27 protein-coding genes and 2 pseudogenes are annotated in these 22,687 nt (G+C 59.2%); 14 read left to right on the top strand and 15 right to left on the bottom strand.

All coding sequences use genetic code 11. The annotated features are described in order from the left end of the window. Positions 1-54: 54 nt before the first annotated feature. Positions 55-285, bottom strand: a pseudogene (locus JO965_RS45410) (tyrosine-type recombinase/integrase); the annotation flags it as partial. A gap of 56 nt (positions 286-341) precedes the next feature. Next, positions 342-1,037: pseudogene (locus tag JO965_RS45405) on the bottom strand (IS6 family transposase). A 230-nt stretch (positions 1,038-1,267) separates the two neighbouring features. On the opposite strand from JO965_RS45405, the gene JO965_RS45400 reads away from it, so the two are divergent. The 3 genes from JO965_RS45400 to JO965_RS45390 all read left to right on the top strand — a co-directional run bounded on the left by JO965_RS45400 (position 1,268) and on the right by JO965_RS45390 (position 3,879). Beyond that, a complete protein-coding gene (locus JO965_RS45400) occupies positions 1,268-1,951 on the top strand; it encodes a ParA family protein (protein ID WP_203447673.1) in 684 nt (227 codons plus the stop codon). Positions 1,952-3,117: 1,166 nt separating this feature from the next. Next, a complete protein-coding gene (locus JO965_RS45395) occupies positions 3,118-3,531 on the top strand; it encodes a hypothetical protein (RefSeq protein WP_203447672.1) in 414 nt (137 codons plus the stop codon). A 12-nt stretch (positions 3,532-3,543) separates the two neighbouring features. Continuing rightward, positions 3,544-3,879 carry a hypothetical protein gene (locus JO965_RS45390; RefSeq protein ID WP_246777302.1) on the top strand — a complete coding sequence of 112 codons (336 nt, stop codon included), beginning with the start codon at positions 3,544-3,546 and terminating at the stop codon, positions 3,877-3,879. Positions 3,880-4,210: 331 nt separating this feature from the next. Here JO965_RS45390 and JO965_RS45385 read toward each other — a convergent pair whose 3' ends face one another. Beyond that, complete coding sequence (locus tag JO965_RS45385; protein ID WP_203447671.1) at positions 4,211-5,566, bottom strand: transposase; 1,356 nt, start codon at positions 5,564-5,566, stop codon at positions 4,211-4,213. 45 nt (positions 5,567-5,611) lie between these two features. On the opposite strand from JO965_RS45385, the gene JO965_RS45380 reads away from it, so the two are divergent. From JO965_RS45380 to JO965_RS45365, 4 genes are all read left to right on the top strand, one after another. Further along, positions 5,612-6,271: a hypothetical protein gene (locus JO965_RS45380; RefSeq protein WP_203447670.1), complete on the top strand. Its 660-nt coding sequence runs from the start codon at positions 5,612-5,614 to the stop codon at positions 6,269-6,271. A gap of 7 nt (positions 6,272-6,278) precedes the next feature. After that, entirely contained in the window at positions 6,279-6,557 is a 279-nt protein-coding gene (locus JO965_RS45375) for a hypothetical protein (protein ID WP_203447669.1), read from the top strand. A 138-nt stretch (positions 6,558-6,695) separates the two neighbouring features. Continuing rightward, positions 6,696-7,412 carry an IS6 family transposase gene (locus JO965_RS45370; protein ID WP_203447668.1) on the top strand — a complete coding sequence of 239 codons (717 nt, stop codon included), beginning with the start codon at positions 6,696-6,698 and terminating at the stop codon, positions 7,410-7,412. A 547-nt stretch (positions 7,413-7,959) separates the two neighbouring features. Continuing rightward, positions 7,960-8,433, top strand: coding sequence for a sigma factor-like helix-turn-helix DNA-binding protein (locus JO965_RS45365; RefSeq protein WP_203447667.1), 474 nt, complete (start codon positions 7,960-7,962; stop codon positions 8,431-8,433). A 13-nt stretch (positions 8,434-8,446) separates the two neighbouring features. Here JO965_RS45365 and JO965_RS45360 read toward each other — a convergent pair whose 3' ends face one another. The 5 genes from JO965_RS45360 to JO965_RS45340 all read right to left on the bottom strand — a co-directional run bounded on the left by JO965_RS45360 (position 8,447) and on the right by JO965_RS45340 (position 12,091). After that, entirely contained in the window at positions 8,447-9,238 is a 792-nt protein-coding gene (locus JO965_RS45360) for a restriction endonuclease (protein ID WP_203447666.1), read from the bottom strand. Positions 9,239-9,369: 131 nt separating this feature from the next. Then, a complete protein-coding gene (locus tag JO965_RS45355; RefSeq protein WP_203447665.1) occupies positions 9,370-9,588 on the bottom strand; it encodes a hypothetical protein in 219 nt (72 codons plus the stop codon). A gap of 437 nt (positions 9,589-10,025) precedes the next feature. Further along, entirely contained in the window at positions 10,026-11,141 is a 1,116-nt protein-coding gene (locus tag JO965_RS45350) for a hypothetical protein (protein ID WP_203447664.1), read from the bottom strand. Between the two features lie 160 nt (positions 11,142-11,301). Beyond that, complete coding sequence (locus JO965_RS45345; RefSeq protein ID WP_203447663.1) at positions 11,302-11,469, bottom strand: hypothetical protein; 168 nt, start codon at positions 11,467-11,469, stop codon at positions 11,302-11,304. 439 nt (positions 11,470-11,908) lie between these two features. Next, the gene (locus JO965_RS45340) at positions 11,909-12,091 is read right to left on the bottom strand and encodes a hypothetical protein (protein WP_203447662.1); all 183 of its coding nucleotides are present in this window, start codon (positions 12,089-12,091) and stop codon (positions 11,909-11,911) included. A 555-nt stretch (positions 12,092-12,646) separates the two neighbouring features. On the opposite strand from JO965_RS45340, the gene JO965_RS45335 reads away from it, so the two are divergent. Genes JO965_RS45335 through JO965_RS49950 form a run of 4 tightly spaced genes read left to right on the top strand, consistent with a single transcriptional unit; the run spans position 12,647 to position 14,491 of the window. Next, positions 12,647-12,814 carry a hypothetical protein gene (locus JO965_RS45335; protein WP_203447661.1) on the top strand — a complete coding sequence of 56 codons (168 nt, stop codon included), beginning with the start codon at positions 12,647-12,649 and terminating at the stop codon, positions 12,812-12,814. Positions 12,815-12,866: 52 nt separating this feature from the next. Next, positions 12,867-13,289 (top strand): helix-turn-helix domain-containing protein, encoded by a 423-nt coding sequence (locus JO965_RS45330; RefSeq protein ID WP_203447660.1) that lies wholly within the window; start codon positions 12,867-12,869, stop codon positions 13,287-13,289. Next, entirely contained in the window at positions 13,253-13,828 is a 576-nt protein-coding gene (locus tag JO965_RS45325; protein ID WP_203447954.1) for an IS630 family transposase, read from the top strand. The genes JO965_RS45330 and JO965_RS45325 overlap by 37 nt, the downstream gene beginning before the upstream one ends. Positions 13,829-13,876: 48 nt before the next feature. Beyond that, positions 13,877-14,491 (top strand): helix-turn-helix domain-containing protein, encoded by a 615-nt coding sequence (locus tag JO965_RS49950; RefSeq protein ID WP_371827039.1) that lies wholly within the window; start codon positions 13,877-13,879, stop codon positions 14,489-14,491. Here the strand turns inward: JO965_RS49950 and JO965_RS45320 are convergent. Continuing rightward, the gene (locus JO965_RS45320; protein ID WP_203447659.1) at positions 14,475-14,633 is read right to left on the bottom strand and encodes a hypothetical protein; all 159 of its coding nucleotides are present in this window, start codon (positions 14,631-14,633) and stop codon (positions 14,475-14,477) included. The two genes, JO965_RS49950 and JO965_RS45320, sit on opposite strands and share 17 nt — an antisense overlap. 678 nt (positions 14,634-15,311) lie before the next feature. Here JO965_RS45320 and repC point away from each other — a divergent pair. The 3 genes from repC (at position 15,312) to JO965_RS45305 (ending at position 17,230) form a co-directional block, all read left to right on the top strand. Further along, positions 15,312-16,460, top strand: coding sequence for a plasmid replication protein RepC (gene repC, locus JO965_RS45315; RefSeq protein ID WP_203447658.1), 1,149 nt, complete (start codon positions 15,312-15,314; stop codon positions 16,458-16,460). Between the two features lie 134 nt (positions 16,461-16,594). Then, positions 16,595-16,843: a hypothetical protein gene (locus tag JO965_RS45310; RefSeq protein ID WP_203447657.1), complete on the top strand. Its 249-nt coding sequence runs from the start codon at positions 16,595-16,597 to the stop codon at positions 16,841-16,843. 174 nt (positions 16,844-17,017) lie between these two features. Next, positions 17,018-17,230: a WGR domain-containing protein gene (locus JO965_RS45305; protein ID WP_203447656.1), complete on the top strand. Its 213-nt coding sequence runs from the start codon at positions 17,018-17,020 to the stop codon at positions 17,228-17,230. A gap of 70 nt (positions 17,231-17,300) precedes the next feature. Here the strand turns inward: JO965_RS45305 and JO965_RS45300 are convergent, their stop codons facing one another. The 6 genes from JO965_RS45300 to JO965_RS45275 all read right to left on the bottom strand — a co-directional run bounded on the left by JO965_RS45300 (position 17,301) and on the right by JO965_RS45275 (position 22,681). Further along, positions 17,301-17,504: a hypothetical protein gene (locus tag JO965_RS45300; protein WP_203447655.1), complete on the bottom strand. Its 204-nt coding sequence runs from the start codon at positions 17,502-17,504 to the stop codon at positions 17,301-17,303. A gap of 414 nt (positions 17,505-17,918) precedes the next feature. Further along, entirely contained in the window at positions 17,919-19,385 is a 1,467-nt protein-coding gene (locus JO965_RS45295; protein WP_203447654.1) for an aldo/keto reductase, read from the bottom strand. A 69-nt stretch (positions 19,386-19,454) separates the two neighbouring features. After that, entirely contained in the window at positions 19,455-20,687 is a 1,233-nt protein-coding gene (locus tag JO965_RS45290) for an ABC transporter substrate-binding protein (RefSeq protein ID WP_203447952.1), read from the bottom strand. A 161-nt stretch (positions 20,688-20,848) separates the two neighbouring features. Further along, positions 20,849-21,277, bottom strand: a complete 429-nt coding sequence (locus JO965_RS45285; RefSeq protein WP_203447653.1) for a hypothetical protein — start codon at positions 21,275-21,277, stop codon at positions 20,849-20,851. 5 nt (positions 21,278-21,282) lie between these two features. Next, positions 21,283-22,332 (bottom strand): aldo/keto reductase, encoded by a 1,050-nt coding sequence (locus JO965_RS45280; RefSeq protein WP_203447652.1) that lies wholly within the window; start codon positions 22,330-22,332, stop codon positions 21,283-21,285. A 1-nt stretch (position 22,333) separates the two neighbouring features. Next, on the bottom strand, positions 22,334-22,681 hold the full coding sequence (locus JO965_RS45275) for a TIGR04076 family protein (protein WP_203446382.1): 348 nt from the start codon (positions 22,679-22,681) through the stop codon (positions 22,334-22,336). Positions 22,682-22,687: the final 6 nt, after the last annotated feature.

The raw sequence follows: 22,687 nt of genomic DNA, 5'->3' as shown, positions 1-22,687 counted from the left end.
CTGGTAAACTCAAGAGCCTGGCGGTTCTCCCACCAGGCTCCTTTCTTTTGAGGATTAGCCCACTGTCGCCTTGGCTAACTTCTCGGCCACCTTCTCCGGCCTCAAGTGGGTATAGCGGCTCAACATCCGTGGATCCCGATGGCCGCTGATGAGGGCAACCTCAGGAACGGTCAGGCCGTATTCAAAGAAGCGAGACACAGCCTCATGCCTCAGATCGTGGAGGCGAAGGTCTTCGATCCCTGCTCTCTTTATGAGCCGATCCCAAGCCTGTCTGACTGCTCCGGGTGGGCTTTGTTGCATTAACTTGGACCAGGCGCAACGAACCTCGTCGAATGGGCTGCTCAGACCGCGAGACCGAAGAGCTGGTTCACCAGACGGATTTCTCCTGCCACTCCGGGCTGTGTCTGGACGCAGTGGCCGCGACGGATCATCCGCATGACCTCAAAGCCCTTCAGCGTCGCGGAAGCTGTTCTCATCGTCTGGAAGCCGCGGGTCGGCCGGGTCATTCGCTTGAGCGCGCCGTGATCTGCCTCGATGATGTTGTTCAGGTATTTCGATGTCCGATGCTCGACGTCTTTCGACAGCAGCCCTTCATCCTGCAAGCGTCGGATGGCCTTCGGGTACGATGCCAGTTTATCAGTCGTGATCAAGGATGGCGGACAGTGACACATCATCTTGAGGGCTTTGCGCAAGCAGCGATACGCCGCTCGGGTATTCCGGCGGTCTGACAGCATAAAGTCGATGAGCTGACCGTGCTTGTCGACGGCGCGGAACAGATATTGCCACTTGCCGCCAACCCGCACGTAAGCTTCGTCGATGCGCTATGATCCGGACCGGGAACCCTGGTACGGGCGGACCCTCTTGTCGATCTTAGGCGCATAGCGCTGAACCCAACGGAAGAGGGTAGAGGGATCGACCGCGACACTGCGCTCCTGCATCATTTCGGCGCGATCGCGATAGCTGATCCCATACTTGCAGTACCAGCGCACGCATAGCAGGATGATCTCAACGGGAAAGCGGCGCTTGAACAGAGACAACAGGGCGGCTCCTCACATACCGACCCTCGTTATACCGCCAAAGTTAAGCAACAAAGCCCTCAAAACAATGGTTAGGGCGCAGGTAGCAGGAACGAATAAACATCCGAGCGGCTGGGTTAGTAATTGTTCATTTACCATAAGAGCGCAGCATTATCTTGTGCCTCTTGGCATGGTCGTTCTCCCTGAGACGGTCGCGTCAAGCGACCGAACGGTTTGGCGGAGATGCTTCAGTGAAAATCATTTCATTCGTCACGCAGAAGGGCGGAACAGGCAAGAGCAGCCTTGCTGTCTCACTTGCCGTGGCTGCGGTGCAAAACGGCCTGAAAGCAGCTGTTCTCGATATCGACCCACAGAGTACAGCTGAAGAATGGTACAAGCGGCGCACCGCTGAAGCTCCGGCGGTCCATTCGATTCCCTGGGCCAATCTCTCCTCTCGTCTCTACAGGCTTGGCCAACAAGACTACGACCTCGCCATTGTTGACACGCCAGGGTCGGAAAGTCATGCTGCGTCAGAAGCGATGAAAGAAGCGCACTTTTGCTTTCTGCCGGTCCGCCCCAGCGTCGCCGATATCGAGGCCAGCAAACCCACAGTTCGGTATCTGAACGAACACGCCAAGCCGTTCGCATTCGTTCTCAATCAATGTCCAACTGGCGGACGTACGAGCCGAACACAGAATGCACGTATGGCTCTCCAATTGCTCGGTGGGTTGTGCAACCCGACGCTGGCACACCGGTCTGACCATGTAGATGCTCTTGCCGCAGGTCTCGGGGTGACCGAATTCAGCCCGTATGGAAAAGCTGCTGATGAGATACGTGCGGTTTTGCAATGGCTCACAGCCAGGCTACAAAGGTTGGATGCCACCGAGATAGCTGATGACGAAGGCGGAGCAATCCCTCTGAGAGCAATCTCATAAGGGATCCTTGCTATGATGCGCTGAGGAGATGCTCGATGAGCAACTCGCCGTGGCAATGACGCGGCTCATGAAGAGGCTATAGCTAGAGGGGGGCGAGAGCGCCAACGGCGACAAGAAACCCGTTTTCACATGCGCTAAATGACAAACAAAGGGTACGCGGGGCACTTGGTGAACTGGAAATACGAACGGGACGTTATCCTCTCGGTAGAGAGGAGTGCGTGTTCCCTGTGGTTAGCTGATACGGTCCTAGCCGTGAGCCTCAAGGTGTATTCCTGAGGCTCTTTTTGTGGTGGAACTAAGCCGACCATCGAATGCACAAGCCTCACTACCAGTTGTTGGCCCTGAAACAGCAAGAGATGTTTTGCCCCCTTTCGATTGCCTGAAGGCAGCATCGAACAACGCCAAGCTTCGATGGTTACGGAGACGAAACTTACGTAGGGGCCATTAAGCGGCGCTTTTTCATGGTGAGAGCATAGAAAGGGATGATGGTTGCCCAAACGGCTCTAAAATTCTGTGGCTATAAAGGCTTACATAAGTTGAAGCCAAGTATCTGCCTCCGTGTTGCCTTGGATCAGCCCGGATTGCTCCGGCGCAATAGTAAGTCATCTGCAGTTATGGGATGACACATGCATTTGGATGACGCATTTCCTTTGAGCGCCCTTCCGCCACGGGCGAGAACCGCCATCTTGAGCGAGTTCAACGGCCGTTGTCCCAGCTTCCGAGAGGTTGCTGAGATCTCGAATAAGCAATGGTTGGCTACCCCTGGGGTTGGTCCAGTCGTCATTGAGCAGATACGGAATCTCAGTGATGAGCAGCCCGATGAGACAGCCCTCCCCTCGTCAACTCGACTGAGCGACGCCGAACTTTTGAAGCGTTTTAAGCGGCTCCAGAAGGAGTGCCGATTGTTGGAGGACGAGCTGAGGGCAAGACTATTAAGTCGCCACGACGCAGACTCAGTCGCCGCTGGTACAAGTTAGCGGCGCGGAAAGAGCTTCGTCAGGAGGGCATTCCTTAAGGCTCCATTCGATGTTCGCCCATGCTGGCCGAGTTATGAATGTGCTAAGTTGGCTGTAACGGCACAACAGCGGCAAAGTTAGCAGGGTATGCTACCTCCGCGCCTTGCGGCACAGGAATTCAGCCCTACCTCCGTATGAGGAGGGCTGAACATGACCGACGAGGAAGTCGAGGCTGTGGCGGCGGAGCTGGCCAAAGCCGGTGGGGTCTCCTGGCATGCTGGAGATGAGCGCGGCCCCTTGAAGCTGGTCATGGACCGCTACCGGGATCGGGCCCGACTGGCCATTGCGGCCCTTGAGCGCGTTCGGACCGCGAGGCAAGACATCTTCCCCGGTCCAGGCACGGCTGACCAGCTCGGACCCAGCACACAAGCCACCCTTGAGTCTGTTTCCGGCGATGTTGTTTCCGAGGGGAGCTTGGTCTTGTACCGCCCTCCAGGAGACAAGAGAACCTATCCCTGTCGGGTCGAGAAGCTCGATGGAAGCCGCGCGTACCTAGTCCCTGAGATCCCGACCTGCACCGGCTGGGTGGATCTGGAAAACCTCTCCTCTCCGGCAATCCAGTAAGGTGTCTCAGCCATGACCGCGCCTACTGATAGCAAACAGGCGACGACTCAAGGCCTCATTGAAGTTGACCTCCCGGTCACTTCCTCGGATGTATCCGCGTCCGGCCCTTCGGCGCCAGCGCGCTACTACTTCAATCTCACCAATGGTGACAGCATGATCCGCGATAGCGAGGGCATTACGGCATCGAGTCTCCAAGCGGCTGTGGTTGCTGCCATGGAAGCCGTCGAAGAGCTTCGGGCCCAAGATCCCTTGAACTCGGATGAGTGGCAGGGCTGGCGGCTGGAGATTGTCGACGCCACAGGTCAGGCGGTGCAGGTCATCCCGCTCGACGCGCGCTCGGCTCATTAGTGGTGCCGAAGATTTTTCGGAGCCCATCTAATGAGTGAGTGGCAGCCGTTGAAAACAGCGCCGAGAGACGGATCCAAGGTCGATGTGTGGACGGCAAACGGAGTCCGTTACATAGACGTGTTCTGGTATGAGGGACCTGCATTCCCCGAGGGGGCGTTCGTCTTTTATGACAGTTATCTGCGGGGCTATATCGATGTGGAGGATGCGACGCACTGGATGCCTCCTCCGACACCTCCGAGTGACGGGAAAGTCTCCTGAGCAGAGGGGCATATTCTACCAGTCCCGTGAAGCGACCCCTCGTTAAACAGCCTCTTAGCTCGACTTTGGCCATTTATGCTGAGTAGCAGAGCGCCGCTGTCATTCGTTTCAGAACATCGATTTGGGTTTTTGTCATGTTGGCGGGCCGGCGTGACGCATCGGAAACTGCGGCGGCCCAGAGCGAGCGTCGGACGGCCGCCAGAGCATCGCTGAAGGTGATGGTGCGCTTGTCGTACCAAGCGGCACACCGCGGGCGAGCCAAGCGCCGAATGGCGGGATCATCGGTCCAGAGGCTCACCAGCGAGAACAGCCCCAGCAGGGCTGGTGTCGTGCGGGTGATCGCCTTGTCCGACCATTGGCGTTGCGTCTCCATCCCCAAGTGTCTGCGAGCCTCGGCAAAGGTCACCTCGGTGCTCCAGCGCCGCACGAACCAGCGCACGATCTCAAGAGGATCGGCCGCGAGGTCCGTGCACAGAAACGCCTGAGGCTTGAGGAGGCCGGCCACGTCCCGCACCAGAACATAGCGGATCGGCACGTGCTTACCGGGATGGTGCCAGATCGCCGTGCCGGAGATGAACTCGATGAGGCGTTCGCCACCGCCGTACCAGCCGTCGACCCAGACACGCCGCCAGGCCGTTTTGGGATTGGCCAGGCGTTCAGCCAGGCTCGGAAGACGTTGTCCGACAATGCGGGGGCGCCCCCGCGTTCCGGGCCGACGGCGCGGAGCCGGCGTGAACAGGCGCGCATCCAGACGCAGACGTGTGATCATGCACAGGCGATGCCGAACCGCGTTCAACAGGTCAATCGCCGCGAAACTCTGATCGGCCACCGCCACGATGCGCCGGTCCGGCAGCCAACGGGCGACCTGGAGAAGAGCTTGCCGGGCCCAGTCCGTGAGCGCCTTGTGACGCTGGCGATGCTCGCGCGAGAAGCGCTCGGAGGGCGCCAACACGGTCAGGAAGGGCAAGGCCCATATGCGACCGGCCCACGGGATCGGGACGAGCAGCATGACGGACAGCCAGCGTAATCCCGAGGCTTTGACGAAATGGCCATGGGAGGAGCGGACCGGATCCCGGTCAATGCCACGAGCCTTGATCCGGCCACCCCAGCGGCGTTCGAGAGTGTCATCCAGCGCGATAATGACGGGCCCGGCCGGCACGAAGCTCGTCACCAGCAGGCCGAGCAGGCGACGCGCCACCTCGCGGCTGGACCACTGGTTGCGGTTGAGCACGCGGTGATAGTTCGTGAAGCTGCGGGTGCGGGCAAGGCCGACAACGGTGAGCATGGCCGTGACGGTGCGGCGCCCCGGGGTGAGAAGGGCGCCCAGAACGAGCACGAGGGCATGGCGGAAGGTTGGCCCGGTCAGGCCGGACCGGAACGGAGCCAGCCAGGTGGACAGGAGGTCAGGAACATGGGGCTGGACGGGCATGGCCACGATCTCCCACAATCAGGCTCAAGAGCCTGGGAGGTCGCCATGGCCGAAATGGGTCGGACCGAGATCCTGACGCGCTACCGTCATCTGCGCGCGATCAGCACCCACCATCACAACGAGGCTCTTCGCTTTGTGCCGGATTCGGCTCTGATGGAGCAGGCGCGCCGGCTGGGGCTCACGGTCGGCAAGATGCTGGTGGCCGAGAGCCTGGACGAGGTGACGTTGGCGTACGACCTGGCCCTCTACACCGCGGCGCCGGGCCGCTCGCGCGGGATGGACCGCTATGTCCGCCACGCTGCCGTGGCGCCCGGCTCGGATGAGGACGTGATGCTGCAGGCCCTGCTCCAGGCCCGCTTCTCGGTCTGGCGGGTTGAGCGCCGGCATGAGACAGCCGGCTTGGTGATGCTGGATCTCATGCGCCAGGAAGAGGTTTGGCTCGTCGACGAGCATCTGGAGGAGACGGCTCATCCTGGCACCTCGCTGGCGATGCGGCTGAGTACACCGGAGGCTTTTGCGATGACGTGCGGGGTTGTCGTGCCGGTGGATGCGGAAATGATGGAGGAGGTGTTCGATACCATGCTGGAGCGCGTGCATGGCGATGCCGACGCGATTGCCAATGATCGCCGGTTTGCTACCGCAATCTATCGGATTGCCGTGATGGACGCGCTCATGAGCCTGGTGAGATTTGCCGATCCGGACTGATCCGCAGATGGCCTACAGACCCGCCAGAAATGGCCAAACTCGAGCTAAGAACCTCCGGGCTTCCTATACCTCGCATTTCCTGGACCATGTTGGACGCGCTTGGCGCACCAAGGCGAAGACGGCGCCGCTTGGAGAGAAGGATCCAGATGACTGGGATCTGCCGCCCAAGCCGAAGGGCATGCGATGGGCGACCGATGAGCGATGGGTAGCTCGCTATGATGCGGCTGTGGAAATGCTTGATGCTCAGCTCATCCTAGCAGCGGCGCGGCTGATGAAGCGGCTTTAGCCAAGTGATTCCGGTTCAAAAATCAGGGGAGCGCCTGAGCCTGGCCAGCCGAGCCGCCCCCATTCCCAAGAGGATCTGTTGCAGCTTTCACGCTTGCCCCACCTGAGCTACGACACGAGAAGTTGAGAGGGGCTGGCGGTGAGGCGATATACGAAGAGCCCGTTCAAGGGTCGGCAGTTCACAGCGGAGATCATCCTGTGGGCGGTGCGGTGGTATCTGCGGTTCCCGATCAGCTACCGGGACCTTGAGTGCATGCTCTCTGACCGCGGCGTGCAGGTGGACCATACGACCCTCTTTCGCTGGATCCAGGCTTACGCTCCCGAACTGGAAAAACGCGTCCGGCCTTATCTGCGTCCTACGAACGGTTCTTGGCGGGTCGATGAGACATATATTCGTGTGAAGGGTGAGTGGGTTTATCTGTATCGCGCTGTCGATGCGACCGGGCAAACCATCGATTTTCGGCTCTCGCCTAAGCGGGACGCAGCGACCGCTCGGCGCTTCTTCCGCAAGGCCTTGGAGCAGCCACATACAGCGAACCCGCGTACCATCACGGTCGACAAGAACGCTGCTTACCCGATTGCGACAACGGCGATGAAACGTGCAGGAGAACTCTGGCGCTTCGCCAAACTCCGGCAGGAGAAGTTTTTGAATAACATCGTCGAACAGGACCACCGGCGCATCAAGCGTTTGGTCCGGCCCGGTTTGGGCTTCAAAAGCTTTACGTCCGCGTCGCGGACGATTGCTGGCTACGAGGTGATGGCGATGATCCGCAAGGGACAGGTCGTCAGTGTCCCAGCGAATGACATGGGGGCGCAGCACGATTTCATTGCAACCCTGTTCGGTGCAGCCGCGTAACCTGCGTTCTTGTCCGGCCTTCGCTTGACCTACTTCAGGAGTTGCAACGGAACCGTTCGAACTGCTCGCCGCCTGAGATTGCTACTGAGTAATTGTTCGTTTCGCGTCTCCTCTCCGAGTTTGCGACACAACCTATGTGAACGGCGCTGCGAATTGACGAGCCCTGGAGAGGGCGTATCATTCTACCCCAAGTTGGGGAGACTGCGGATAGATACCGCAAAATTCGGGGCTCGTACCACCCACAGGTAGACGATGAGGCATTGAAGTTTGCGAAGCTGGAGAGGACATCAACGAGGCCGGAGTTTGGTGCTGGCTTCGACCAGAGCATTGATTGCCCACCATTCGCTTTAGAACCAATCAACAACCAATCTGAATAGCCGAGCTTGAAAAACGCGAATCATGGACTCTATTCTGTTCCAGTCGGCTTAATTCAGCGATCTATCCGGATAGCGTGCGGGGCATGCGGACTGTCTACCACCCTTCCTCCTTCAATAATCAGCCTGAGCCGATGTAAGTGCATCGGGGCGGGAGTTCAGGAGTCTCTCTTTTGGCTACGCTGAAGCAATTCGAAGAAGCGCTGCGTGCCCAAGGCATGCATATGGCCCTGGCCATTCTGGAGAAGATGCGCAAGGAGGAGAAGAAGTCGCGGTCGATTGCACCCGCTCGTCGGGTGTCCGGGCGCAAGATGACGCCGGAACTCGCCCGAAAAGTCCTCGAGCTCCATAACACCACTGACATGACTCAGCAGGAGATTGCTTTCCGGCTTGGGGTTAATCAGGGGCGCGTGAACGAAGTCATTCGCCGAGGGAAATGGTTGACCGAAGATCCGAATTCCGAAGAAGCGCAAGCACGGGACAAGGCGAAAGCCCGGATGAAGCGGATGCAATCCGGGGATACGCATATTCCACGTAAGCAGCCCATAACTGTGAGTGCTGAGGAAGCGTCAAGGAAGCCTAAGGCGAAGCCGTCTAATCCGGCGCAGTTGTCGATCGACGACTTCCTCAAAGTTTCGAGCGATTGAATGGAATCGTGTGTCAGTGGGACCCGGCCCCGCTGCTTATGATCAGGTCAAGCCGCTGCAGATCGGTATGGTGCATCAGCAGCACGCCGTTCTTATGCGCGAGTTGGTGAGCTGACCTGGTGAAGACCGAATTGGTAACAACCACCGCGTAAGGTGCATCCTGAAAGGCGGCAGCGGCATAGGCTTCCTGAACAGCCTTATTACCGACGGTGCCGTTGTAGAATTTGCACTGGATCACAACTCGCCTGTCGTTCTTCTCCGCGATGATGTCGGCGCCCTGGTCGCCTGATCCGGGAGTAAGCGCAGCATGCCATCCTGCCTCCTGCAGGACATCCCGGCAGTAGAGCTCAAATTCTCGGCCAGTCGTCGCATCATCGAATTTGACCGCTGGCTCAGCGGGCTGGTATCGGTCGATGATCCGGTTGATCCGTGTCCTGAGGCGGCTCAGGTGCCTCTTCGGGTCATTGGCGAGCAGATGGTCGATCTTCCTGCGCTGAAACTCCGGCAGGAGCGTCTTTTTGATGAAGGTGGTGAGGTGCTTGTCCCAGGTGTCTTCTGACACGTTCCCATACTCGTCTGGCGACAGCATATGGGCGCGCTTGGTTGCCAAGGTACGAATGTGTTTCAAGGCCGCCCGGTCTGTCAGATCATAAATCAGCAGAAGCGAATGGACCTTCGTCAGGCGCAAGAAGAGCAGCAGCGCCAGTCCGCACCAGGCAGCGATCGGCTTTAGGTACAAGCCGGCCCCGAACAGGAGGAGCAGCACGGCGCTGAACGCTTTATGTCTCCAAAGGTACCGAAACATTCCCTTTTCCCGCGGCGAGCGGCTATCGTCGATATGGCTGAAAATCATCTCGATAGCTGAGTGGAGTTACCATCGGTTTCGCAAAGAAATAACCGGTCGGGAACTCACAGGAATATTTCGGTAGCTACTGTTTAGTAATCCGGGTTCTGTCGAGGATTTGACCGGCAAACTCTCGCAACTCCTCTGCGGTGCTTCTCGTCCTTCTGAATGACCAAAAGCCCGGTATGCAGCAGGATCATCAACTCCCGAACTTGCCGTGCTTCGCCGTCGGCGGCTGGCATGGCTTCCACCATCTTGGCTCTCATGATTGCCGCATCGCGATCCAGGATTTCCATAAGACGGGTGGTCACTGCGTCTCCTTTCGGTGGCGTGTCCGAGGGGTAGACCAGTTCAAATAGTTCGCCTCGTCGGATTGATAATATGCAGGCGCAGGAATGTCCAATCACTCAGGCTTGATGCCGAATGCAATACAATAGCCGTAACACGCATGATTTGCTTACGCGCGTGACTGCATTAACGCCACCTGAGATTGACCCAGTGAATGCAAAGTTGCCAAATCGGACAATGACGCAAAGCAATCCGGTATGGCGTTTACTCACTAACAGCGTTGGTGGCTCATGGTTCGGCGCGGTGCTCTGTTGCCTGAATGAAAGGATGCGCTCGCAGCCAGCATTCCATGGGAGCGTCACAGTGTCAGTTGACCCCGTTTCAGTAACTTGGACGAAACCCAACTTTCTCCACTTCCGTATGGGCGCCAGCTGCGCTTCGAGGGACCTGAGTGCGTAGGTTACAGAAGGCGCTCGATGACATTCTGATCGGCCAAGCGCTTTGTGCGGATGCGGCGAAGTTTTTCTTTCTTGATCGGATCGGAAGGGACGAAACCATTTGGATCACTGCCGACAACGGCTCGATAATCCGCGATATTCTCATTGGCGCGACGCAAGGAACGCGATGTTTCCTCAACAAAGGCCTCAGAGACCGTGATAGTATACTTGATATCGACCTTGCGTTTACCCTCGGCGATGTCGTTGCATTGAAGCTCCTTGATAACGCCGTCAGCTTTGAGGTTCTCCATGCCTTCCGTGATGCGGCGCATTGCGTCACGCGGACGCTTGGTTGAAAGGGCCGACCCGTCAATGACCTCACGGGCATAGATCACATGCATGTGCGGGTTCATGCGATGATAAAGCACATCATGATTGAGCCGCATGTAAATCCAGCGTTCGATCGGCCCACGCATCTTCATGACGGCTTCGTAGTTCATCTGGCGGAAGTCCAGGTGCATCATGGCTTGCGAGACGAGCCAATTGAACTGGACCGTCGATTTAGCCCGCTCCTTGCCCCTGTTGGCGAATGCAAGCTGGGGGAAGGCAGCGCTCGAGATCACGCGTTCATGGATCTCGCCATCACCCCCGACATCAGTTCGAATGATTTCGACGGTAGACTGGTGAAGGATGGTGAGCGCCTCGACGATCTCGTAGTAGCTGTACGTGTGACCGGTTCGGGCGAGCTCAGCCTTTACCTCGTTGATGCTGAACGAGACATTGACCTCGTCCTTAGCGCTGAGGCTGATCCGGTTACGCATCGCGGCGATGCGGCGGATAACCCATTCGACTAGTCGCTCGCGCTCGCCAGGGTACTGCTCGCTTTCTTTGCCGTTCTTGTCCTTGATACGGGCTGGCTTGAGGGTGACCTGATAGACCTTGCCCGCGAGCGTGAATGTCCGTTCCAAGGTCTTCAGGTATTTCCCGTCCTTGAGATCGTCGGAGGCGCGGGAGGGAATGGAACGAGGAGCCACGTCCCATAAGGAGATCGTATTAGTGATTCCGGGTTCTTCTACCACCCACAGCTCGCCTTGCAGGCTTTCGTGGATAATGGTCCTGGGCTTCAGAGCCTTCGACATGATGCGTCTCCTCGCCGGTCAAGGTACTTAGGACTTCAAACCATACAATGCTAAATCGCTTAACCACCTGCATTTGCTGCGGCACATAGTAGGTCTGAGCCGCACATTCAGTAGGTTTGGATCGCACTTGGAGTAGGTCTGGGTCGCGCTTCTGGAATGGTTAATGTTCGAGAGGCTCCTTGGTCAGCGAATCTAGGGCTTGATCATAAGCGGTTGGGGAATCCGGCATTCGGTAGCAAAAACCACCAGAATTCACGTCAGGATCGAGATCATCAGGAAGCAGGTCTGCGCCATCGATCAGGTGATCGCGATCTGCGATCCAGCGCATGCGCCGCGATCGGCGACAATAACGGGGGCACTACTTCACGGGCCAGTTAAGCCGACCGCGACTGCCACTTCCGAGACGACCCCTCCACTGTCGACAAAGCTAACCTGCCACCGCTTTGTAACGAGGAAACCCCACTCTCCGGAGGAACACCACAAGATATCAGCCCTTGGATGAACCAATTGAGGACCGCCGTCTGGGCTATCCTCCGCGAATTTCGTGTCGTGCAGTTTGGCGCAGCGAAATCCCTCAGATTCCATAACGGCTTGCGCGGCGGAAATCCTCGATCCAATTGGGACCCTTTTGAGGACAGCCGCTTTGGTTTCCTCGCTGGTCTTCTTGAGGAGGTCGAAACGTAAGGTTCGATACAGTGAGACGCCCCCCGGAGCGCCCACTGTCAGCATGGCTCCAATAGCCCAGAGGCATGCCTTCCGTGACATGCCTAATAGAGACCCTTCCAGTGACGATAGACGAGCAGTGCCTCAAGAAAGGACATGCTGAAAAGTGCACCGAGGGCCATTCCACGGCTGAAGCCCTCCCAGCCAGGAAGGTCGAGGACGCCCGCGAGATGAATGCTCCACGCGAGGATGATAACCGCTGGTGGAACGAAGAGACGCCAGTTCATGTCTGTCTAGGAGGTTCTCTGGGAGCAGCATCGCACTGAAATTGCTCATAATCACAATCCGGGTCAAGACATGTCGGGAGCGGCAAGGGCATTGGCGCGAAACGCGTTTGTATCAGTTCGTTAGGGTGCGCTTGGTGGTTTTTTCTACCGAATGCCGGGGGAATCTCCGATTTCAAGCCGACACTCTAAGTGCGAGTCAAACCTACCAGCCGGGCGGGGAGGGGATGGCCGCAATCCTAAGTGCCGTTCAAACCTCTCACGATGGAGGCGATCGCGACTCAAACCTTTCCGACAGGGGTCTGGGGCAGGGGATCAGGCTCGGTTTCCCCGAACGTGCGGGTCAAACCTACCGAATCTGGCGGTTCGGATAGTAGGTTTGGATCGCGCATGGGGAGGAGTGCGACTCAGACCTACTGAGGTCGTGAGTCAGACCTACCGAGGTCGCGCGTCATACCTACTGAGTCCGCGGGTCAGACCCACTGAACATCGCTGAGTAATTTGACAGTAAGTCCAGAGGGTTAGCTTTTATTGGTCAGTTTCAGGATGAGGCTGGCTATGAGTAGTGCGTTCGAACTTCTGCAGACTATGGGGAGGGTATCCCGTCCTCAGCAAGCGGTAGTCGCGGAACAGGGCATCCACGAGGGGCGCTGGACGAGGGATCAGGTTGCGGCGTTCTTCGAGCTTCCGGAGCGGGAAGCTAAAGCGCTTTTGATCTGGGCTTGAATCCATTCGGGTGGTCTGTGCGTTGACGGGGATATGGCTCAGGAGGCGAGCGATGCCCCAGCCCTATTCTCCCGATTTGCGCGAACGTGTTCTTGTCGCCTGCGAGCGCGGCGACCTTCCTCAGGTCGAGATTGCCCGCCGCTTCCAGGTCTGCCCCGCCACCGTCTCGAACTGGCGCCGCCAGGAGCGCGAAGAAGGCCGACGCTGCCCCAAGCCGCACAGCGGCGGTGTGCCCTCGCGCCTGGATGCCGCAGCTCTGGAGGTGCTGCGCCAACTCGTGCTTGAGGACAATGACGCGCTGCTGCGTGAGTACCGCGAACGCCTGGCCGAGCGCACCGGCGTGACGGTGTGTCTGGCGGTGATCTGTGAGGCGCTCAAGCAGCTCAAGCTGCGTCCGAAAAAAAGACGCTTCGGGCGGCCGAGCAGGAGCGGCCCGAGATTGCCGCTGAGCGCGAGGCCTACCGCCAGCAGATGAGCGAGATTCCCGCAGAACGGTTGGTGTTCCTGGACGAAAGCGGGGTGACGACCAAGATGGCCCGCACCCACGCCCGAGCGCCGCGTGGGCAACGCGCCTATGGATCCATTCCCCTTGGCTCGTGGCAGCGGTTGACGGTGTTAGGGGCGCTCGCCTGTGAAGGCTTGGTGGCCACGATGAGCATCGAGGCGTCCACCTCGACCTCCGTGCTGCTGGCCTATCTCGAGCAGGTGCTGGTGCCCAAGCTCCAGCGGGTGAAGCCGGATGCCATTCTGGTGATGGATAACTTGCGCCCGCATCGCGCGACGGAAGTCGGCGAGCTTCTCGCTCAGGCCGGGATCGGGCTTTTGTACCTGCCGCGCTACTCACCGGAGTTCAACCCGATCGAGCACGCCTGGGCCAAGATGAAAGAGCGGCTCAAGGCGAAAGCGGCGCGCACTCTCGAAGCCTTGGAAGCAGAACTCAAACCAGCCCTCGACACCATCACCGCAAATGATGCCAAAGGTTGGATCAGGCATGCCGGCTATGCCCTACACTGAGACCAAAAGCGCTTTAGGGCTAAGGAGCGGCGTCCCCGAGCTCCTGCAGTGACACGTCGGGCCCGTCTGTCTCGGCGCCGCTGTTCCTTCAGTCGATACGTTCGGCGGTTCAGTATCGATGTGCTGGTTCATCCCACTCTGAGCACCGGAGCGGTTACGACCCTGGTGTACCTGATCTCCCGCTGCGGCCGGCACAAGCAACTGCAGACATGCACTTCGTGGTTGGCGGCCGACCTCGGCGTGTCTCCAAGGACCATCCAGAACCATTACCGCCAACTCGAGCAGGCTGGCTTTCTGGTTCGCTCCAGCCCAGATCGGCGTGGGCGGACGACGATCTATCTGACCAACTTGGTTGAGGTCCGCCCTGTTCAACAGGAAGACGCTCAACGCCTTGCTCAGCATGGGGAGGGTGCGAAAATTTGTTCGCCCACCAATGAGACAGATTCAAAAGAAAGGGGGAAGTCTCACGCCCAAAGGGAAAGCGCGGATCGCGAAGCTCCCGGGCTCTCTGAGATTCAAAGGATGTCCGAAGCGAAGGGTGCGCCCATCAGAGCCGCTTCGGCCGTGGCCTCTTATAGATATTCCGGAAAACGGCATCCGCCTGGCTCTTCGTTTGAAGCGTCTCAGCCTCGGAGAACTTGCGGCATCAGTTATCCATCTTGATCATCACGAGAGCTGTCGAGATTTTTGCGAAGAGTTCCCGGGTGTCGGCGACCTCTTGGGATACTGGAGGATCCATTTCGTGTACCTGTCCCGGCGTGTAGGTGAGATCGCGCTTCCAGGCTCCAATTAGATTGCTAGACATTAAGCGGCTTCCCTGCAGAGCAGAGTCATCGGTCCGGATCTGCTGCCCTCATGGATGTAAACGAATCGGCGAATATTTGGGTTCTTCTTATCCTGTGGACGAGATTATTGCCCGGGAACGAATCGACGCGCCTCGCCTTGACTCGGCCATTTCCAAAAGCAACCGGAATTGTCCGAAGTTTTCCAAAGCCTTCTTGGATGATTCAGTGTTTCTGCTTGCCACGTGACTCCACACCCCACTGAGAATCGGGCAACGCTGTAAGCCGTTTCTAGAGTCATGGGTATGTCATGGCGGATAACACACGGCGCCAACGGGTTCAGCGACTCCGACAGTCTCGTAAGGAGCGAGGCGATCGGCAGATGAACCTGTGGCTATCAGGACCAATCGGCGCTGCACTTGATGAAGCCGTCGAGAGTGGTGCGTATCCGTCTCGGCAAGTTGCTGTCACTCATGCCCTTGAGACGGTCTTCATTCGCAAGGAGGCGAAGACAGTGACGTAAACTAGGCAAAGCAAAAGGCCCACGAAGCTGGAAACTTCGAGGGCCTTTGGAGCTACCCGCGAGGGGCGGCGATAAGAATTAGGTTTGGCGACCATTCTTATGCCATCCCGACAAGCTGGCTGTCAAGAGCACCGGTTTCGGTGAACGCTCCCGCTTTGCCCTCAACATGGAGGGTACGATGCAGCTTGCATCGTCTGGAGGCCGGCGGCTGAGACATGCCGCTCTAGCCGCAAGGAAGCTTGCGCTCGAAGCCGGGCGCACGGTGACACGAAAAGAACTATCTGCCGCAGCCCGGGACGCCGGCAAGGCCCTCGACCTCAGGCCGGCCCAGCGGGCGGTGCTGTCCGAACTCGTCGCCTGCTGGGGTGAGCAGGAGTGGGAGCGCCTGCTGGTGTGGCCATCCAATGACTACCTGATCAGCCGCACCGGCCTGACCGAGCGAGCGATCCGGCGCATCCTGCGCCAGCTGGTCGATCTGCAGTTGATCAGCCCGAAAGACTCGCCCAACGGCAAGCGCTATGCCGTCAAGGACCTGGCAGGGCAGGTGGTCGACGCCTTCGGATTCGATCTGACCCCGATCTATGCCCGCCGGGGTGATTGGGCCGTGATGCTGCTGGAGCAGAAGCAGCTGCGCGAGGTGCAGAAACGGACCTTTGACGAGGTCACCATCTGCAGGCGGGCGACCGAGGAGGCCCTGAGTGCGCTGGCGGAGCATTTCCCGGACATTGAACGCGGTGAGCTTGAGGCCCGGCTGAAGACCCTTCTGGCCCGGACGCCGACCCGCTCGCAGGTCACCTTGCCGGCCGATCTCCTGGACGCCTGGCAGCTGTTGAGAACCGATACCGAAGAGACCTTTTATGAAGCGGGCAATGCCGGACTCGGAGTCCGCCACTTAGAAACATACAACTGTTCTCCTAGTGAGACTTGTAACAAAGGCTTTCCGAAGAAAGCTGAGGCGGTTCTTCCAAACGAACAATCCGCACAGCACCTATCACCGGAATTGATCCTTGAGGCCTGCCCCACCCTGAACGACTACCCCGAACCCGTTGAGGACTTGGCTGGCCTCGTGGCGGCCGGACGCTACCTACGGGCCTCGCTGGGGGCGAACGAAAGCGCCTGGAACGAAGCCGTGGCCGAGATCGGCCTGGTGCGGGCCGCGGTGACAGTGATCTACGTGCTGCAGCTCTACGACGACGACGTCTCGCGCGGCGAGGGCCGGATCAAGAACCCGGGTGGCTACTTCCGGGCCATGGCGCGCCTGGTCAAAGCCGGCCGGATCGATCTGAGTGTTGAACTCCTGGCCATGCGGCGGCGCAGGATGTCATAAGGGGAGAGGGATCATGCGCGCTCCGAGATCTGACTTGTCAGTGTGCTGAGTTTCTAGTGGGCAGGGTCGGGGTGTTCAGTTCGCACATCACAGGAGAACTGTAGGCGTGGGGCGGAGAACGAAGAGGCAAAGGTATGGTGTTGATTTCAACCGTCGTGGGTGGGCTTGTCCTCTACGTGATCTTCGAGCGGTACCTGAAGAAGGCTCTGCATCGGACCCAAGTCGAGCCCAAAGCCATTGAGTCTGGCACCCTGATCACCGCCATTGTTGCTGCGGGGCTGGCAGCCGGCAGCTTGGCCTATACACTGACGTCGATTGGTGCTCTTGAGGAGCGTGTCATGGCGCTCGAAAAGGCTGTGCGGGATCTCCCTCAGGGAAGATAGGAACGACGTGGATGAGTGTAGGGGAGAAGCAAGGCCCTAGACGAGCGATCAAGGCCTGTGAGTTGCTGTGCAGACATTTCGATGACGGGGTACATCACTGGTGTGAATCATTGCGGCTGAACTGATTCACGACTTTGATTGGACCTCGGCACATAGCTTGCGCAACAAGGAGGCATGTCCCAAGACACGATCCAATATCTGGTCCTTCACAGGTGCGATCCAAGCTGCAACATGGCGCGCTACTATGTCCTGTCGATCGAGCCCAGCCTGTTAGGGGATGCCGCCCTGATTGGTGAGTGGGGCCGCCTTGGCCGACTAGGCCAGCGCAGGGTTGAGCTCTACGACAACCGGTCATGCGCCGTGGAAGCCCTTGAGACCTGCCTCTAGCGAAAGTGGCGCCGTGGCTATCTCCTGCGAAGTGGGTAGGGACACAAGGACTGGGAAGTCTGGATCCGTCTCAGTGTAGGATCTTGAGCAGCTCTTCGACGGCTTCAGCCTCCTTGAGACTGCCTCTCTCGTATTGGCGCAGCACGTCCCTGATTTGGGCTCGCTTTGAACGTGAGCGGCCAGCTTGTTCATCATGGGCAGTTGCTTGCCGCTGGATGACTGGTGGCAATTCTGCCTTGCGGAAGTAGATCTGAGCTTTTTGCAGCAGTCTCATGGTCAGCGTTCGTCGTAGAGGCCTCTGAATGATCGATATGTGAGCTCTTGAGGCCTGTTCATCGCTTCCTATCCTTTGCAACCGGCATGATTGAGAAAGACAGACTTTGGTAGAAAGCTTAGGAGCGGGGGAAAGGGGGAGGGGGAAAGCCGTACTTCGATCTTTGCTACAATGTGAGCAGAGCTTCGACAGTGCTCTGCGGCTGACAGAGTCAGGCGGGTGCTAAGACGATGACCACGAATGGACGAGAGTTTCTCGCCGACCATTTTCCTTTATGGCATGGCCCTCGTGCTCGCCGTGGGAAACATCTTCGCTGGTGAACTCTCCTGAAATCAATGCCAGCGCTCGTTGGCCATAACTTTATGCCTATAGGTACGCATGCATTCGCGACTTGAACCATTCCACTCAAGATAACTAACTGATGACAGCTTCGGCCTCGATCTCAACTGCGTAGTCTCCTACCAAACGTGAAATCTCAAGCAGCGTATTCGCAGGTCGCACTGCTCCAAAGTAGCGGCCATGCACCCGAGAAACGGGCTCCCAGTCGTCTGCATTGTTTAGATAGATACGTGTTCGGATAGTGTCTGCGAGCGTTCCTCCCAAGGAGGCGATGCTCGCTGCGATCTTATCCAGAATGTAGACCGCCTGCCCTTGGGCATCGCCTGGGCAGATGATCTCGCCTGAGCCGTGGGTAGCCGTAGTTCCACTGACAAGGATGCGATTGCCGATCCGCACCGCACGGCTGTAGCCACAGATGGGCTCCCAGACGCTGCCAGAGTCAATGCGTAGGCGGTCGGGCCGCCCATCGATTGGGACTGCGTCGAACACCGGTGGAAAGCTCTCAAGGTGATGGCTGAGATCGCCCGACGCTGTGAGAAATGGTGGGCGACGGTACTCGTCACCGCAATCCCCTGGAATACGCTGGGTGGAAGCCAACGCCTCGTCGATGCGTTGCTTGTCATCTTCGTCCAATGAGAACGAAAACAGGGCCGCATTGTCCGCCCGGTGCTCACGCTCCCCGAGCCGGGCCCCGACAATGACAGCCGCAACGGCCGGCTGGTCGAGCACCCAACGTGTGGCTACATTTGCGACAGACACTCCATGCTTACGAGCAACTTTGTGCAAGGCGGCTAGGATCGACTGGAGAGCAGACCATCCTCCAATCGTGTCAACGAAGCGCTTGTATTTCGACTTGCTCCAATCCTTGATGGAGGTCGGCTCCGGCGCACCCATCCACCGGTCCGTGAGGAAGCCGCCTCCGAGTGTACCATAGGCCAGCAGGCGCACGCCCGTGGCGAGACAAAACGCGCTCATGTCCTCCCCGGCGCGGCGATCGAGCAGGGAGAACGAAACCTGGTTCGACACGATCGGAAAGCCGTGCTTCACCAAGAGGCGCAGGTGGTCGGTATCGAAGTTCGTTACGCCGAGATGGAGGATATGTCCTTCCTGCTGCAGCGCGGCGAGCTCCCTCATGGCATCGATATAGCCGGGGTGCTCGAACATCCACCAGTGGAACTGCAGCAGATCTATGGTTTCGACACCAAGGCGCTCTAGACGCTCGGCGATGCCAGCCCGGACGACGTCTGCGAACATCGGTCCCGGCGAGGGACACCACTTCGTGAAGGCCGCCGGACGCTGCCCCTCGGCTCCAACCTGCATGTTCAGAAAGCGGCCGGTAATCAGCTCCGCACTGCCATAGTGGTCTGCCATATCGAAGGTGTCAAAGCCGGCGCGGGCGTAGTCGGCCATGGCGGCTGCTGCAGAATCGCGATTCAAGAGGCGGCCATCCCGCTCCATGTCGGCCACTTGCCAAAGGCCTGTGACTATGCGGCTGATCTCGAGCCCAGGTGCGAGCAGTGTCCGGTCGGGACGAATGGACATGGCAATCTCCGGCAAAAAAGGCAAAGGCTCCGCGCCGAACGCAGAGCCTGAGGCGACGACCAGCAGGATCTAGCGCGATGGGATCTTCGCCTTGATGGTGTTGACCTCATCGACGCCCATCTGGCCAATGGTCGTGACCTCGCCATTTTGGATCCGCCACAACCGGAAGGGGCCCGTGATATCGCCGTACTGGTCGAAGGTCACAGGCCCAATGACGCCCTCGTAGTGCACCGGCTTGCCTTCTTTGATGAGCTGGAGCGCCTTCCTGAAGCCCTCGGGACCGGCATGGATCACTTCGCCATCGCTCCCGGTGACCTTGAGAATGGCGTCTCGGATGGCTGCCGCTTCAAACTTGCCGGCCTGAGCCACCGCAAGGCCGAGGATTGCCGCCGCATCATAAGCTCGGTCAGCGGCGGGTGCATTGGCATCAAAGCCGCCGGACATCGCCGGATAGGCCTTCGTGAAGTGCTCAGTCGAAGGGGTCTTGGTAGTACCCGACGAGGTTCCAAAGGCGTCATTTAGATAACGAGGCCCAACGTCGCGGATGAAGTCGGCACTGTTCATGCCATCATTCAGGAGAAACTTCGGGGCGCCACCCTGTGAGATCCAGGTGCGTGCGATCGATGTGCCGTCGCCTGGATAGGAGACGAGGTAAAGGGCGGGTGGATCTCCGTCGAGAGCGCGAGTGACCTCCGGCGCATAGGACGCCTGGCCCTGGTTGTAGGGCGTCGTGGATGTGATCTGGCCCCCGAGCGCCTCGTAGGCACGCTTGAACTCCGCGACCATGTTCACGCCGAAGTCATTGTTGACGTGAATGATCGCAATCTTCTTCAGGCCCTGATCCATTGCGTACTTCGCAGCCGCCGTGCCTTGGAGCGCGTCCGACGTGATGGTGCGGAAGAAAATGCCGTTGGTCTTCCCCTCTTGTGCAATCCGCGTGAGCGTTGGCGACGAGGAGGCGGGCGAGATTTGAACCACATTAGCCGGCGCTGTCACCGACGTCAGAACGGGGAGCGATACCGAGGAGATGATGCCGCCGATGATAGCCGGCACGCGCTTGAGATCGACGAGTTGCCGGGCTTGGTCGACCGCGACGGAGCCTTGGCTCTGCGAGTCCCGAAGGTCCGCAGCGAGCTGGCATCCAGCCGCGCCGCCCGCCTCATTGATCTCCTTGAAGGCCAGCTCGATGGATTTGGCCGCAGCTTGGCCGAAGCGTCCGGCCGGACCGGTCAGCTCCACGACAACGCCGACCGTATGTGTACAGGGCTGCTGTGCGGATGCCGGCAGTGGTTCGAGAGCCATCGCCAGGGTGGCAGCTGAAACAATGGATGCAAGGCGCACGGTGAACACTCTCCCTGATCTGGTCCGCCGAAGGTAGCTCTGGTGTCACTTGCCCCTCCCGGCTGGCAGGCAGTGTTCCGCCTTGGCGGCCGTTTGGCAAGCGGGGCGGCCTGGGATAGTCCTCAAGAGTCCGGGCTGATCCAGGTCTCGTGCAAGGCGAGCCATCGCATACCCTTCTCTGCCAAGGCCTCGAATACGGCGGTCGATCGGCGGCGGGTGACGACGCTGCCCGCTGCTTGCTCCTCGATATAGCGGAGAATGATGAGCGGCGGCCGCAGGAGCAGGAGCTCGGGCTCGACAACGGCAATGTGGAACGGGTCCTGCTTTCCTTTGGTGCCGTGGGCTCCTCGTAACCACCCAATCACGTCCGGCCGCTGGAGCCTGGCTCCACTCGGAGACACCATGGTGAACTCTTCACCCAGAGCGTTCTCCAGACGAGAGAATACGGCATGCGTGTTCTCGACCGTTCCGCAGAGCCAGGTCTCGAAGAAGGCATGCAGGTCGACCACCTCGTGCAGTGCGGCCCGGCCGAGTGCATGGTCGAGCCCCATGAGGGTCAGGCCTCGTTGAGATTATAATGCATGATGCGACCGTGCCGGCCCTCCCGGTCACGCTCGAGTGTGTAGGTATCCCCCTCAGGGCCGGTCTTGAGTGCGAGGACCCTGTTGATGGCGGTCCGGTCCTCCTCATCGAGGGTGAGCCGAAACACATCGAGATTATCGGGCAGGTGCTCGGCGTAGCGGGCGCCGATGATAGCGCCTGCCACCGCGGGCCGGTCCAAGACCCACCGGGTGACCACCGCCGTTAGGCTGACCCCGTGCTTGCGCCCGATCTCCCGCAGGGTGGCGAGCAGCTTCTGGAACAAGGACCAGCCGCCAAAATCGTCGACGATGAGCTTGTACTTAACAAGCGAACGATTGGCGAAGGGCTCCTGGGGCTCCGGGACGCCGAGCCACCGCTCCGACAGAAAACCACCCGCCACCGTACCATAACACAGAAGCTTCATGCCGCGCTCCTGACACAGCGCAACAAGGCCGTTCTCGGGCCTCTGGTCGAGAAGCGAGTATTGGACCTGCATGGACACGAGCGGCACCCCTGCGTCGAGCAGGGCTCGCGTGTGGGGGGTATCGAAGTTGGTACCGCCGATCTGGTGGATCTTTCCCTCGTCCTGGAGTTCCTTGAGGATGAGTGCGGTCTCGACAGCGCCCGGGACGGCGTAATTCCACCAGTGGAACTGCACCAGATCGAGACGCTCCATCCTGAGCCGTCGGAGCGAGCGGTCGATGATCTCGCGCACGTACGCACGGTCGACGCGGGAGAGGGCATCCCAGTCCGGCACGAACTTCGTGTGCACCTTGAAGTTCTTCAGCGCTGCGGAGCCGCGTTCGGCGAGCATGCGATCGCGGAAATGCCCGATCATCTCTTCGACGCCGGTGTAGATGTCGGCGCAGTCGAAGGTCGTGATGCCCCCATCTACAAAGGCAGACATATCGGCGATCGCCCGCTCGGCCTCGATGGCACCATGCCCGCCGGCAAGCTGCCAGCCCCCACGCAGCATGCGAGAGATTCGGTAGCCCGGAGCGAGATCAATCGTTTCGACGGTCATGTCAGGCCTTCGCATCGGGCAAGGGTACGGCCGTAACCTCCGAGTGGCGGAATACGCGCTTCGCCATCCGGCTGATCCGGAGCCGGCTCGGACAATTGGGGTCCGGGCAGGCGACCTCGGCATCGGTGGACATCCAGTCGTTCGGATGAGTGACGCGTTGTTTCGCGGGGAGGAGCGGCAGCAGCGCAGCGAGCGAATAGATCGAGAAGCCCTGGCCTGGGGGGAGGTGAAGCATCTCCCCCTTGAGCTCGAAATAGTCGCCGGGCTTGGCCCCACAATACAATGTGGCACCCTCCGGAGCGACAACCTCGACCCGCAGGTCGTAGAGATCGAAGAAATCATCCGACACGGGACA

Source organism: Microvirga sp. VF16 (assembly GCF_016864375.1).
Lineage (GTDB): Bacteria > Pseudomonadota > Alphaproteobacteria > Rhizobiales > Beijerinckiaceae > Microvirga.
Note: the sequence above shows the minus strand (reverse complement) of the source record. Positions and strands in the feature narration are given on the sequence as shown.